The sequence below is a fragment of the Streptomyces lushanensis genome, assembly GCF_001700515.1.
In the GTDB taxonomy this organism is placed as follows: domain Bacteria; phylum Actinomycetota; class Actinomycetes; order Streptomycetales; family Streptomycetaceae; genus Streptomyces; species Streptomyces lushanensis.
The window spans coordinates 1-13,682 of sequence record NZ_MAUD01000300.1 but is presented as its reverse complement, the minus strand read 5'-3'; the positions used below and the strand labels follow the sequence as shown (position 1 = coordinate 13,682).

11 protein-coding genes and 1 pseudogene are annotated in these 13,682 nt (G+C 71.1%); 6 read left to right on the top strand and 6 right to left on the bottom strand.

Going from position 1 to position 13,682, the window contains the following annotated elements:
• Together BFF77_RS23375 and BFF77_RS23370 are read right to left on the bottom strand one after the other, a co-directional pair.
• Nucleotides 1–305 (bottom strand): annotated as a pseudogene (locus BFF77_RS23375) (hypothetical protein); the annotation flags it as partial.
• On the bottom strand, nt 302–1,402 hold the full coding sequence (locus tag BFF77_RS23370) for a M20 family metallopeptidase (RefSeq protein WP_066953076.1): 1,101 nt from the start codon (nt 1,400–1,402) through the stop codon (nt 302–304). The gene BFF77_RS23370 and the pseudogene BFF77_RS23375, both read right to left, overlap by 4 nt.
• 540 nt (nt 1,403–1,942) lie before the next feature.
• On the opposite strand from BFF77_RS23370, the gene BFF77_RS23365 reads away from it, so the two are divergent.
• Complete coding sequence (locus BFF77_RS23365; RefSeq protein WP_066953072.1) at nt 1,943–2,824, top strand: LysR family transcriptional regulator; 882 nt, start codon at nt 1,943–1,945, stop codon at nt 2,822–2,824.
• 219 nt (nt 2,825–3,043) lie between these two features.
• Nucleotides 3,044–5,158, top strand: a complete 2,115-nt coding sequence (locus tag BFF77_RS23360) for a restriction endonuclease (protein WP_211280304.1) — start codon at nt 3,044–3,046, stop codon at nt 5,156–5,158.
• Between the two features lie 446 nt (nt 5,159–5,604).
• Here BFF77_RS23360 and BFF77_RS37800 read toward each other — a convergent pair whose 3' ends face one another.
• On the bottom strand, nt 5,605–5,730 hold the full coding sequence (locus tag BFF77_RS37800) for a hypothetical protein (RefSeq protein WP_281196576.1): 126 nt from the start codon (nt 5,728–5,730) through the stop codon (nt 5,605–5,607).
• Nucleotides 5,731–5,805: 75 nt separating this feature from the next.
• Here BFF77_RS37800 and BFF77_RS23355 point away from each other — a divergent pair, with 75 nt between their 5' ends.
• Both BFF77_RS23355 and BFF77_RS23350 read left to right on the top strand, forming a co-directional pair.
• Entirely contained in the window at nt 5,806–6,822 is a 1,017-nt protein-coding gene (locus BFF77_RS23355; protein ID WP_066953068.1) for a glycoside hydrolase family 11 protein, read from the top strand.
• A 31-nt stretch (nt 6,823–6,853) separates the two neighbouring features.
• Nucleotides 6,854–7,840 carry a polysaccharide deacetylase family protein gene (locus BFF77_RS23350; RefSeq protein ID WP_066953066.1) on the top strand — a complete coding sequence of 329 codons (987 nt, stop codon included), beginning with the start codon at nt 6,854–6,856 and terminating at the stop codon, nt 7,838–7,840.
• 169 nt (nt 7,841–8,009) lie between these two features.
• Here the strand turns inward: BFF77_RS23350 and BFF77_RS23345 are convergent, their stop codons facing one another.
• Nucleotides 8,010–8,732, bottom strand: coding sequence for a right-handed parallel beta-helix repeat-containing protein (locus BFF77_RS23345; protein ID WP_066953064.1), 723 nt, complete (start codon nt 8,730–8,732; stop codon nt 8,010–8,012).
• 473 nt (nt 8,733–9,205) lie between these two features.
• Between BFF77_RS23345 and BFF77_RS33550 the strand changes: the two genes are divergently transcribed.
• Nucleotides 9,206–9,532, top strand: a complete 327-nt coding sequence (locus tag BFF77_RS33550) for a plasmid stabilization protein (RefSeq protein WP_079125413.1) — start codon at nt 9,206–9,208, stop codon at nt 9,530–9,532.
• Nucleotides 9,533–10,001: 469 nt separating this feature from the next.
• Nucleotides 10,002–10,307, top strand: a complete 306-nt coding sequence (locus tag BFF77_RS35815) for a hypothetical protein (protein ID WP_066953060.1) — start codon at nt 10,002–10,004, stop codon at nt 10,305–10,307.
• 116 nt (nt 10,308–10,423) lie between these two features.
• Here the strand turns inward: BFF77_RS35815 and BFF77_RS23330 are convergent, their stop codons facing one another.
• Nucleotides 10,424–11,236, bottom strand: coding sequence for an adhesin (locus BFF77_RS23330; RefSeq protein WP_245703665.1), 813 nt, complete (start codon nt 11,234–11,236; stop codon nt 10,424–10,426).
• Between the two features lie 360 nt (nt 11,237–11,596).
• On the bottom strand, nt 11,597–13,474 hold the full coding sequence (locus BFF77_RS23325) for a DUF2029 domain-containing protein (protein WP_079125412.1): 1,878 nt from the start codon (nt 13,472–13,474) through the stop codon (nt 11,597–11,599).
• Nucleotides 13,475–13,682: the final 208 nt, after the last annotated feature.

Sequence of the window (13,682 nt, the reverse complement as noted above, 5' to 3'; positions counted from 1 at the left end):
CTGTACGGCCTGCGCCGGGCGGTGACACCGCGCCACGCCCGGCGCAGGCCGTACAGGGCGAGTAACCCGGTGACCGTGATGGCGGCCTTGAGGAACGCCGCCTCGGGCCGGAGGAGGACCAGCGCGATCAGCAGGACGGTGGCCAGGAACGTGAGGAAGCGCAGGGCGAACTGTGTGAGGGCGCCGGCCAGGCCCACGACGGGATGGCCGCCGGGCGGCACACCGGGGCCGGACCGCTCCGTCCGCCGAAGCGCGGCGGGCCTTCGCCTCCCGGGGGTGGGCCTTCGCCTCCCGGGCGCCGTCATCGGGTCGTCCTTGCGATGAGCCGGGCCATGAGCGAGGCGCGTGGGACCATCCGGTCGAGCCGGACGTACTCGCTGTCGGCGTGCGCGCCCCCGCCCACCGCACCGAGACCGTCCAGTGTCGGACAGCCCACCGACGCGGTGTGGTTGCCGTCCGAGGCACCGCCCACGGTGAGCCCGCTCAGCGGCTCCTGGCCGAGTTCCGCCGCGATGTCGCGGGCCAGGGCGAACAGCTCGGCGGAAGACGCGGGTTCCAGGGGCGGGCGGCTCGCCCCGCCCACGACCTCCAGCCGGGCGCCGGGCGTCCGGGGCGTCAACTGCCTGATGAGCGTGTCGATCCGGTCCTGCGCGGCTTTGCTCGGTACGCGTACGTCCACCGACACCCGAGCGCGGGCAGGCACCGTGTTGCGCGAACTGCCCGCCGACAGCAGGGTCGGGGTCACGGTCGTCGCGCCCAGCAGGGAGTCGGCGGCGACATCCTGCACGGAGGCGCCGATCGCGGCGAGCGCCAGGATCTGGTGCGCCGCCTCGATCGACGCGTTGATCCCCCGGTGCGGCTCCAGGCCCGCGTGCGCGGCCCGGCCGTGGATCCGCACCTCGTAGCGCGAGGTGCCCTTGCGGGCGGTCTTGAGCGCGCCCCGTTCGTCCGCGGCCGGTTCCAGTACGAAGGCGGCGGCGCAGCGCCGCGCGGTCTCCTCGATCAACTGGCGCGAGGTCGTGGAGCCGACCTCCTCGTCCCCGTTGATCAGGACGCACACCCCGTCGAGGGAGGGCGAGGACGCCAGCGCGTGGAAGAGCTGCACCAGACCCGCTTTCATGTCCAGTACCCCGGGGCCCCTGGCGACCCCGGCCGTCACCGACCACGGACGGGTCCTCAGCGAGCCGGTGGGCCACACGGTGTCGTGGTGGCCGAGCAGCAGCACCCGGGGTACGCCGAAGGTCCAGCGCAGATGGCTCACTCCGTCCCGTACGAGCACCTCGGGTTCGGCCCCGGTCAGCCGTGCGCCGAGGGCTCCGACCAACTCGGCGCTGCGCGCCAGCGCGGCATGGTCGGCGGAGAAGGATTCACAGCGGACCAGTTCCTCCAGATCCGCCAGCATCGCCGGCAGCGTGAGCGGGGCGCCCCGGCTCACCGCTCCTCAACTCCTCGCGGAAGTCGTCCTGGTATCCGGAACATACGTCCTCCTGGGATCTCATGGGTCGGTGGAACGACCGCGCCTCCGCTGCTCGGTGGAGCGCCGCCGTGGAAACGACGGTAGGGCGACCGCCGGTATGCCACCAGCGATGGGATCGCATGGGATCTATGCGCTGACGGAATGGGTTGCGCCACAATGGCCGCCGGGCGGCGGTCGGGCACGGGCCGGGCGGCGGTCGGGTACGGGCCTGCCGGCGGTCGGCTGAAGGCCGGGCCGAAGTCGGCCACAGGCCGGACCGAAGTCGGCCACCGGCCGGACCGAAGTCGAGTACGGGCCGTGCGGTAGTCGGGCACAGGCCGTACGGAAGTCGGGTACAGGCTCGGCCGAGGTCGGGCACAGACCGTACGGCGGTCGGGCACGGGCCCGTACGGAGATCAGGTACGGGCTGGGCCGGGCCGCCCAAGTGGTCGCGTACGGCAAGTGATCGCGTACAAGGAGGGGCGGATGGAAACCGAAGCGCTGCGGGTGCTGGTGGCCGTGGCCGACACCGGGTCGTTCACCAAGGCCGCGGCCCGGCTCAACTACACCCAGTCCGCGGTGTCACGGCGCATCGCCGCGCTGGAGGAGCGCGCGGGCGGGCCGCTGTTCGAGCGGCTGCCCCGGGGCGTACGGCTCAGCCCGGCCGGGCGGGTGCTGCACCGGCACGCGCTGGAGGTGCTCGGCCGGCTGGCGCGGGCCGAGCGGGAACTCGCCGTGCTCCACGCCGGGCAGGGCGGGCTGCTGCACGTGGGCGCGTTCGCCACGGCCAACATCTCCCTGCTTCCCGCCGCCCTGCGGGCGCTGGGGAAGGCAAGACCGGAGGTCGAGACCGTGGTGGTCGAAGCCCCGAGCGCGGGGCTGATGGAGCGCATCGCGGACGGGGCGCTGGACCTCGCCGTCATCAGCGACTATCCGTACGGACTGCCGTCCGCGGACGGTGTCTCGACGGCGGTGCTGCGCGACGACGAACTGCTCGTCGCCCTCCCGCGCGGACACCGGCTCGCCACGGCCGGGCCGGTCGACCTGCTCGACCTGAGCGACGAGGCATGGCTCCAGCACGCGTACGGCGACCGGCCCACGCTGCTCGCCGACGCCTGGGCCAGGGTCGGCGGAGCTCCCAGGAAGATCATCCGGGTCGCCGAGTGGACCGGGAAGTTCGGCTATGTGGCCGCGGGGCTCGGGGTGGCGCTGGTGCCCTCGCTGGCCGCGTGGGCGGTTCCCGGCGACATCGTGCTGTGCCGCCTCACCGACCCGGCCCTGCGGCGGACCATCCATGTGGCCCGGCCCGCCGTCCCGCTCCCGGCCGCCCGGGAACTGGAGGAACTGCTGCGCTCCGCCGCGGCGTGAACGGCGGGAAGCGGGCGATACCCGGCAGTCGACGCGGTTTCCCTGCCGTACCGGGGCGAACAAGGGATGCCGTGCGTCCGCGGGCGGCAACGGCCATATGTGGGCAAGCGAATGGGCGAGTCGGCGGTTGCCGACTAAAGTCACCTCATTACTGCTGGTTATGGGGCCAGGACCGGGTGCACGGGCACCGCGGCCCTGGTGGGGGAGGGCCTTGAGAGCATGAGTCGTCGCTCCAACGGGTTGGTAGGCATCTGGGCTGAGGCGCAACGCCAACAGCAACGTCAGCGGGAGGCGCAAGCCAGGTATCAGCGGGATCAGGAACGGCAACAGCGCGCCTACCAGCGGGAGCTGGCGCGCAGCCACCGTGAGCAGCGGGCGGCGTACCGGCAGCAGCGCGAGGCGGAGGCCAGGCGGAGGACGGAGGAGCTCGACGCGCGTGTCGAGTCGTTGCGGGGTCTGCTGGTGGCAGGATGCCGGGCTCCGGCCTTCAGGGCAGGCGCACTGGTCCGGCCCGAGCGGATCGAGGCGTTCTCCCCGGGCCGGCTCGCCGTTCCGGTCCCCATGCCCGATCCGAACCGGTATCAGCCGCAGGGCGGTTGGACGGCCGCCCGGCGAGCTCAGGCGCAGGCGGAAGCGCGGTCCCTGTTCGAGCGTGACTGGCAATCCGCACAGGCCGCGGAAGCACAGCGCCAGCAGCAGTTGGCCGCCTACCGGCTTCAGTACCAGCAATGGGCCGACGTCCAGTTGGGGGAGATCCGCCGGCACAACGCCGGCATCGCCGAGATGACGGCGGGGCTTCGGAACGGCGATCCCGAGGCCACGGTGGAGTACTTCTCCGCCGCCCTCTACGCCTCGACCGCCTGGCCGGAGGATCTCCCGCGTCAGGTGTCCGCCGCGTACGACTCCGGCGCACGCCAGTTGGTGCTCAACTGGGAGCTGCCCACGTACGACGTCGTCCCGGAGATGAAGTCGGTGCGCTACATGCCCACCGCCGATCAGGAGAAGGAGACGGCCCGGCCGGTGGCGCAGCGCCGGGCGCTGTATCGGGATGTGCTCGCGCAGTGTCTCCTGCTGGTTCTCCATGATCTCTTCGCGGCGGACGAGTTCGGCACGCTGGACTCGGTCGCGCTGAACGGCTTCGTGGACGACCACGACCCGGCGACCGGCAGACGGGCGCACATGGTCCTGGCCACGGTCATGGCGTCGCGTTCGACCTTCGCCGGGCTGCGTCTGGAGCAGGTGAACGCCGTCGACTGCCTGGTGGACGGACTCCGGGGCCAGTTGTCGTCGCGCCCCGACCAGGGCGCGACGGTACGGCCCGGCCGGACTCCCTCGGACATCGGCGAGGGTGTCGTCACGCACGGCGGGGACGAGGAACCGGATCTGTACGAGATGGATCCCATCGCCTTCGAGTCCCTGGTCGCGGATCTGTTCCGGGCCATGGGCATGCAGGCGGTGACGACCCAGCGCTCCAACGACGGCGGTGTGGACGTCGACGCGCTGGACCCGGCGCCGATTCGCGGCGGCAAGATCGTCGTACAGGTCAAGCGCTACCGCAACACCGTGCCCCCGACAGCCGTCCGCGACCTGTACGGCACCGTCCAGGACGCCGGTGCCAACAAGGGTGTACTGGTCACCACGTCCGGATTCGGCCCCGGCTCCCACACCTTCGCCAACGGCAAGCCCCTGGAACTGGTGTCGGGCTCCGAACTGGTCGACCTGCTGCACCGCCACGGGTTACGCGGACGACTGGGCGGCGGCGAACGTACCGTACCGGCGCAGCGGACAGCACCGGACGGCCGAACCGCGGCGGACGGCCGGCCCGGAGCGGACGGCGAGACCGGAGCGGACGGTCACAACGTGCTGGGCATGTACTGGTCGGGCGGGGTCGCCCTGGACGTGTGCGCGCTCGTCTGCCAGGGCAACCGGGTCCTGGACGACGACCACTTCGTCTTCTTCAACAACCCCCGAACGCCCGACGGCGCGGTCCGCGCGCTCTCCCCCGCCGCTCCGGACAGGGCCGCCATCGGCGTGTCCTTCGACGCGCTGCCCGAGCGAGCCGACCGCCTCGTCATCGTCGCCGCGGTCGATCCCGTGACCAATCCCGCCGCTGATCTGTCCGGGTTCACCCTGGCCGGTATCCGGCTGCTGGACTCGGCGGGAGGCCAACTGGACCGGCTGGAGGTCTCGGACGGCCGTCCCGACGAAACCGCCCTGGTACTCGGATCCTTCCGCCGCCGCCCGGGCGGGGACTGGGACTTCGTCGGCGGCGGCAAGGGATACCGGGGCGGGCTGGAGGAACTGGTCCAGGAGTACGGCATCGACGTGGCCTGAGGGCCGTACCGGGAGAACACGAAACCCTGAAGGCGGCCACGCTTCCCACCGGGGGCGCCGGCCCGAAGGTCCCGGACCGATCATGGTCCGGGGCCTTCGGCGACTTCGCCCGACCCCGACCCCGACCTCAACCCCGACCTCGATCACGACGGCCGGGGCGCGTCCCGCGTGGGGCTCATGTGGGCGATGGCCACGGCATTGCCGTTTCTCTCTCGGCCCCGGAATGATCCAGGAAATCTTCGAAACATTTCGAAGAGCCCATTCGCATTCCGATCTTGAGATAAGAGCTTCCCTTACGCCCATCTCGATCAAATCGAGCGGACATGACCTTTGAGCAGCGTGAATGCTCATTGACATGACACCAGACTCCGCGAATATTTCGCATTCAGTGCCGAAACTATTGACAGTCCACATGGACAGACCAACACTGTCGCCGTTGGCAGAGCTCAACCACTGCCGATGTGGGCCGCCACCGTGACCTGGCTCCGGTCCCCCGGGAGCACGACCACCACCCGCCGAGCCCGGCCCTGTCGCGCGGCGGCGACCACGCGGGCGCCGTCGGTCGCATGCACAACGACGACCTTGCGAGCGCGTGTCACGCTGCCCGGCCCCCGTCGGCCTCATGAGGACGAGGAGGAAGCACGCACATGAAGGACGCACCCGCACGCCCGACGCGCCGCAGGCGTGGCAGCTTCGAGTGGGCCGGCCGCCTCAGGCTGCTCATCAGCAGTGCCTGCACCCTGTTACTGGTCGCCGTGGCCGCGCTGGCCATGCCCGGCACCGCCCACGCCGACACGGTCGTCACCACGAACCAGACCGGCACCAACAACGGGTACTACTACTCGTTCTGGACCGATTCACCCGGGTCGGTCTCCATGAACCTGGCCTCCGGCGGGAACTACAGCACCTCGTGGAGCAACACCGGCAACTTCGTGGCCGGCAAGGGCTGGAGCACCGGCGGGCGCCGGAGCGTGACCTACTCCGGCACCTTCAACCCGTCGGGCAACGCGTATCTGACTCTCTACGGGTGGTCGACGAACCCACTGGTGGAGTACTACATCGTCGACAACTGGGGCACGTACCGGCCCACGGGAACGTACAAGGGCACCGTCACCAGTGACGGCGGTACGTACGACATCTACCAGACGACGCGCTACAACGCCCCCTCCATCGAGGGCATCCGCACCTTCAATCAGTACTGGAGCGTCCGGCAGTCGAAGAGGACCGGCGGAACCATCACCACCGGCAACCACTTCGACGCCTGGGCCCGCGTCGGCATGAGCCTCGGCACCTTCAACTACATGATCCTCGCCACCGAGGGCTACCAGAGCAGCGGGAGCTCCAACATCACCGTGGGCGACACCGGTTCAGGTGGCGGTGGTGGCGGCGGTGGCGGCGGCGGATGTACCGCGACGGTGTCCGCCGGACAGCAGTGGAGCGACCGCTACAACCTCAACGTCTCCGTCACCGGCTCCAACAACTGGACCGTGACCATGAACATCCCCACCCCCGCCAAAATCCTCTCCACCTGGAACATCACCGCCACCTACCCCAACGCACAAACACTCACCGCAAAACCCAACGGCAACGGCAACAACTGGGGCGTCACCATCCAGCACAACGGAAACCAAACCCGACCAACCCTCACCTGCACCACAACCTGACCCCGAATCCCAGGCTGGAGGACCACTCCTCATGAAAGCCAGAGCACATCTCTCCTTACGCGCCCTGGTCACGAGACTGGCCGTCGTGGCGATGGCGGCGGCGAGCACCCTGACCGTCAACGCCGCCGCCCCCGCGCAGGCCGCCGCGTGCAACGGGTACGTCGGGCTCACCTACGACGACGGCCCGTCCGCCACCACGCCGAACCTGCTCAACGCGCTCAGGCAGAACGGGCTGCGGGCCACGATGTTCAACCAGGGCCAGTACGCCGCCGCCAATCCGTCCCAGGTCCGGGCCCAGGTCGACGCCGGTATGTGGGTCGCCAACCACAGCTACACCCACCCCCACCTGACCCAGCAGAGCCAGGCGCAGATCGACTCGGAGATCTCCCGGACCCAGCAGGCCATCGCGGGCGCGGGCGGCGGCACACCGAAGCTGTTCCGGCCGCCGTACGGCGAGACCAACGCGACGGTGAAGTCGGTCGCGGCCAAGTACGGCCTCACCGAGATCATCTGGGACGTCGACTCGCAGGACTGGAACAACGCGAGCACCGACGCGATCGTCCAGGCCGCCGGGCGGCTCACCAACGGCCAGATCATCCTCATGCACGACTGGCCCGCGAACACGGTCGCGGCGATCCCGCGTATCGCCCAGGGACTGGCGGCCCGTGGCCTGTGCGCCGGAATGATCTCACCGCAGACCGGCCGCGCCGTGGCCCCCGACGGCAGCGGTGGCGGTGGCGGTGGCGGCGGCAGCGGATGTACCGCGACGGTGTCCGCCGGACAGCAGTGGAGCGACCGCTACAACCTCAACGTCTCCGTCACCGGCTCCAACAACTGGACCGTGACCATGAACGTCCCCACCCCCGCCAAAATCCTCTCCACCTGGAACATCACCGCCACCTACCCCAACGCACAAACACTCACCGCAAAACCCAACGGCAACGGCAACAACTGGGGCGTCACCATCCAGCACAACGGAAACCAAACCCGGCCAACCCTCACCTGCACCACAACCTGACGCCCAGGGAAAGCCCCGGCGGAGAAAGCCCCGCCCGAGAAGCCCCACCCGAGAAAGCCCCGGTCGAGAACGCCCCGGCCAAGAGCGCTCCGGGGAATCACCGCACCTGTGGCGCGGCAGCGCATGCGCTGCCGCGCCACCCGTTCCCCGCCTCACGCGGGACACGGTCTCAGAACGTGGTGTTGCCCCCCTTGTTGGCGATGCTCGCCTTCTTGCAGTTGCCCCAGGTGAGCTTCAGGCCGGTGCTGCCCCCGCCCTTGCCGCCCCACTTGATCAGCGAGATCTTCTTGCCGGCGTAGCCGCCGCTCTTGTACTTGTTGCTCTTGAAGACGTTGCCGCTTCCGCAGGTCTCGCCGTTCTCCAGCCGGCCCCACTCGCTGAACAAGGCGTACTGGCCGGAGCCGCTGAAGGTGTTCCCGCTGACCGTGTTGTTCTTGCTGCCGTCCCTGATCCGCACGGGGTCGCCGGTGATCGACGAGAACTTGTTGCCGGTGATGCTGCTGCCCGAGGTCTTGACCAGGTAAATCCCGTGCATGTTGCCGCCGTTGCGCAGGTCGGAGAAGGTGTTCTTCGTGATCACGATGCCGGAGGAGTTCTTGACGTGGACCCCGGCGTAGCCGGTGGAGCCACTGAGCTTCGTGAACTGGTTCCCGGAGACCGTGACGTTCTTGACGTTCCTGAGCAGGATGGCGTTGTCGTGGCCGGAGAACTTCTTGCCGCTGATGGTGAAGCCGCCGGGGCCCCCGTCGATGCAGAGCTGGTAGTCGCCCTTGGGGCACTTGACCTGGCCGGGGTACTTGGCGGCGGCGACCGCCGAGCTCGGTGCGGCCATGCCGGCCAGTGCCAGGGCGCTGCCGACGGCGGTGGCGGTGAGGGCATGACGGATGTGCATAGGTCTCTCCTCCGGTGCTGCTCGCTGCTTGCGTTTGCTGCTCGCTGCTTGGTACGTGCTGCTGGGCGCTGGGTACTTGGCGCGTGGCGCCCATTGCTGGGCGCTTGCTGATCTCTCTCCCGGTCTTCGCCGGATGCGAGAACCACCCTTCCCGGGAGACCTTGGGGAAACCTGGAACCGGCTTGGAAACGCCTGTACCGGCAGGGGATCGCACTGCCGCAGACACGGGTGCCGACCCACGTCCGCCCATGTCCGCCCGCGTCCGCACACGCCTGCGGACGCCTCCGGACGCTCGCGGACACGTGTCGCCCGTACGGCTCAGTCCGTGTCGCGCCGGGCCGCTTCCGGGCGTGCAGTGGGAACGGCGGGCGTGTCGCGGCGGTCCGATGTGAGGACCGTGGTTCAGCGGGTACGCGCCGATGTCGAGCGCGCTCGGCCCACGAGGGGCGGAGCCTGGTTCAAGGAGAAGTGTCATGCCGCGAGGTTCGAGTCCCAAGCGGGAACGTCAGTACGAGCACATCAAGGAGAGCGCGGAGAAGCAGGGAACGCCCGCGGGCCGGGCGAAGGAGATGGCGTCGCGCACGGTGAACAAGGAGCGGGCGCGCTCCGGGGAGGCGAAGACGGCGAGCCGTACCAGCCTGCGCGACCCGAAGTCCGCCTCGCAGCGCGGTGGGCAGCGGTCCCACAGCGGTGCGCAGGGGCCGACGAAGGACCAGCTGTACGCCGAGGCGAGGAAGCGCGGTGTCGAAGGCCGTTCGTCGATGAACAAGGGCCAGCTCGCCAAGGCCCTCGGCCGCTGACCCTGCGACCGGGCAACTCGGGCGCTCAGGAACTCGGTGGCGTACGTCGGCAACGCGCCATCCGCATCCATGTCAACATCCACATCCATGTCCGCACCCATGTCCGCGTCCATGTCCGCAGACCGATCCGTGTCCTCCCGCCCGGCCCGGCCGGCGATTCGGTGAAGCCGACCGTACGGTCGGCCGCCGGCGGTCGGCGGTGCACCGGGAGGCGTCCCGCTCCTGGCCGCCCGGCCGAGCCGCGAGCCGGCCGGGCGAGCCGCTCCGCGCGGTGACGGTACGGCGCGCCGCCGGGCGGGTGACAATGCCCGGCCGGAAGGGCGGCGGCCGGTAAATCCCTGGGCCTGAGGGCTGTCCGGGCGGACGTCCACACCCCGGCGCACTCGGGCCGGGGCTCTTGGATTCCGTACCCCGGGCACGTCCCACCGCGTACGTCTCACCCCGGCCCGTTGTAAGGAACCGTGATCCCATGCGTGTCGCCCGTCGTTCCGCCGCCGCAGTCGGCGGCCTCGTCCTCGGCGGCGCTCTCGCCGTCGCACCCGTCGCCACCGCCGGCGCCGCCGCCGCGACCTTCGACGAGTGCGTGGCCGCCGTCTCGCCGAATGCCCAGGAGACGGAGAAGGAGGCGCCGGGCAGCCGTCTGGTCGAGGCGGGCTGCGAGTCGGGGACCGAAGGCGGGGCTCGGGCCCACAAGGAGTGCGCCGGCCTGCTCGCGAAGGCGGGTGTCACGGCGAAGGCCGCCGCCGGCGCCTGTAGCCGGGCCGCACTGGACTGACGCCGGAGCCGGAGCCAAGAGCCGGAATCGGGGCCGGGCCCGGAAATCAGGGCCGAAATCGACGCGGGGCCGCCGGAGCCGGGACCGGGCCTGCCCATGACGGGCGATCGGGCGTGTCAGGCGCAGTCGACCTTCATCTGGGCCGCCGCGTGATGCGCGCCGTACCGCTCCGCGCCTCCCCAGTCCCGTCCCCGGTCGAGGAGCTGCACCGAGAACGACTCGCCCTCGACCGGGTAACTGCCCACGCTCACCAGAGCGCCGCGGTGCGCGGTCTGGTGCACGCCGAAGGCCGCGTACACGGACGTGGTGTCCGCCGGGTCGGTCAGCACGCGGTAGACGGTGGGACGGCCCGCGGTGTCACGGTCCCGGCCGCTGTCCGGTACGTAGACGGCGAGGGCGCACCGCACGTAGCCCTTGCCGAGCCGCCAGGACCAGATCGCGGTCGAACCGCGGTCGTGGTCGGGGCTGCCGGACATCGGCACGGCGGAGAACCGGCCGTCGCAGGTGTCGCCCCGGTGGCCGCCGGAGGTGACGGTGTACCAGGCGGCGTCACCGTTCTCGAAGCGGCCGTGCTCGCGGTACTCGCCGCTCGCGCAGCCGGGACCGGCCCAGGCGGTGTAGCCGCCGTCCGGATCGGGTCCGGTGGTCGTACCGGACGGAGCGGTCGGGTCGTCGTCGGCAGAAGGCACCTCGTCGTCGGCCTGGTCGTCGGCCTCACCCCCGGCCCCGGCCTCGCCGCCGCCCGCGCTCCCGCCGGGCCCGCCCGTTCCGCCCAGTCCGGGCAGTTGCGGGGGTCCGAACCCGGTCGGCACGCCCGCGGCCTCGGTGTCCTCCACGGCGTTCCCGCCGCTCCCGGCGCCGGAACCGGCCACCGCCACGACCGTGGCGCCCACACAGCCCAGAGCGAGCACCGCCACCGTGGCCAGCACACGCACACGCCTTCGCGCGTGCGTGACATCGGCCGAGGACACCGCCGACGCCGATGACAGCGAAGACACCGCCGACGCCGGAAACGCCTTGGACGCCGCGTGCCTTGCCGCCCCCGGGCGGATACCGATACGGGAGCCGTCCGCGGCGGCGCGGGTGGCGGCACGACCGGCACCGCACACCGGACAGGCCATGCCCGGCAGCGGGCCCCCCGAACCTCCCCGGCCGCTCCCGCACCGTTCGCACCTCATGCCGCCTCACTATGGAGGATCGCGAGGGCGCCCGGCAGCAGAAGCCGACGATTCGCCGGTCTTGACCCAAGGTCAGCCGCCCGGCGGCCCCGTCCGCGCCGGTCCCGCCGCCTACCGCAGCTCCTCCGGGCACGCCGTCCCCCGTGGCAGTTGGTACGGCGCCGCAAGGCGGTAGACACCCGGGCGCGGGGCGAGGAGTTCGGTCCATTCGTCGCCCTCCACCGTCTCCTCCGCCTTCATCAGACAGCCGTGCGGGTTGGTGAAGACCTTCGGCCCGTCCTCGTCCGCCTTCGACGCCTCCGTCTCCTGCGGGGGCACGACGCTCTTGCCGTCCTCGTCCACCAGGCCCAGCCACGGCGAGTACGGGATCCGGATCAGCACCCGGCCCGCGGACTTCACATGGATCGTCAGCTCGCCCGCGCCCGCGCGGTCCACCGTCGCCGGCGGGTCGGCGAGCGGCTTGGGGTCCTTGACGGCGAAGAGCTGCCAGTTGGCGTCGCCCCAGACATGCTCCAGATAGGGCTGCCCGCGCCGGACGAGCGCCGCCTCCAGCCCGGCGCCCGAGTCGGGCTTGCCCTTGGGTAGTACCACGTAGTGCACGGCCCAGCGGTCGAGCCAGCCCCGGTAGCTGTCGGCGGTCAGGGTGTCGTCGTAGAAGAGCGGATTGCGCTCCATGTCCGCCTGCCGGTTCCAGCCGCGGGCGAGATTGACGTACGGCGAGAGCGCCGAGGCCTCGCGGTGGCTTCTCGCCGGGACCACCTCGACCCGGCCCTTCTCCGCGCCCGCCCGCTGCAACTGGTGAACCAGCGGCGCCAGCTCACGCGCCCAGGACGCCGTCGGGGCCGTGCGCACCATGTCGTCCACGCCCTTGAAGCCGATCCAGACGTTCAGTCCGACGAAGGCGATCAGCAGGGCGTATCTGCGGCGGCTGCGCGGCACGGTGTACGGCAGGGCCGCGAGCAGCACCACACCGCCGATGATCATGGCGAACCGCGACACGTTCGACCCGATCTGCGAGTCGATCACATACGTCAGCAGCACCCCGACGCCGTACACGGCCGCGGCGGCCCGTACCGTACGCCACTCCTCCGGTACGAGCACGAACACGAACACCGCGGACAGAAAGGGCAGCGACGCCGTCCCCACGGACATCGGCTGCGTCCCGGAGAACGGGAACAGCCACGCGGAGAGCGCCACGACGGCCGCCGGCGCGAGGCCGAGCGCGTACGCTCCGGGGCGCCGCCTGTTCAGGAAGAGCGCCGCCGCGACGACTCCGAGGAACAGTCCGGCGACGGGGCTGGCCGCCGTCGCGAGTCCGGCCAGCGGCGCGGCGGCGACCGCCTTGGCCCAGCGTTTCGTACGCCAGCGGTGCGGCCAGCAGAACACCGCCGCGACCGCGCCGAGCGCGAACATCACACCGAGACCGAAGGTCACCCGCCCCGACAGGGCGTTGCAGAGGAACGCGAAGACCGCGGCGACCGAGCACGCCACCGGATTGCGCACGGCACGCACGCGGACCAGGATCAGCGCGGTCAGCGCGGCGGACACGGTACCGGCGACCATCATCGTCGTACGGACACCGAGCACGGACATCAGATACGGCGAGACCACGCTGTACGAGACGGGATGCATCCCGCCGTACCACGCGAGATTGTAGGCGGAGTCGGGATGGCGGCCGACGAACTCGGCCCAGGCGTCCTGGGCGGCGATGTCGCCGCCGCTGTTCGCGAAGAAGGCGAACCACAGCAGATGGACGGCCGCGGCGACCAGGACGGTGCACAGGACCGGATGCCGCTCCACCCGCCCGCGCAGCCCGGTGCCGTCCACCGGGCGGGGCGCCGGGCGGGGCCCGGAGGGGGACGACGGCCCCGCGCCGCCCTCCGGCGCGGGCAGCCCTATTCGCGGCCCGTCCTCTTCCGGGGCCCGGTCCCCCGGCGGCTCCCCGGGGGCGGTGTCGCCGTCGGCGTGCGTCGGCTCAGTGGTCGTCACTGCGGCTCTCCACGTCTTTCCGTCCCACCGTCCGGCATGCGCGCCGCGCATGTCGTGCGCGTCGTGTACGAGGCGTCGTGTACGAGGACGCCGCCCCCTGCCCGGAAGTTGCCCGGACGCCACGCGCCGTTCGGCCAGATGTCCGTTTCGGGACGCTAGCACGTCACCACGCCGAGGAGGGTGCCCCCACCGGCGCCGTAAGGAACAC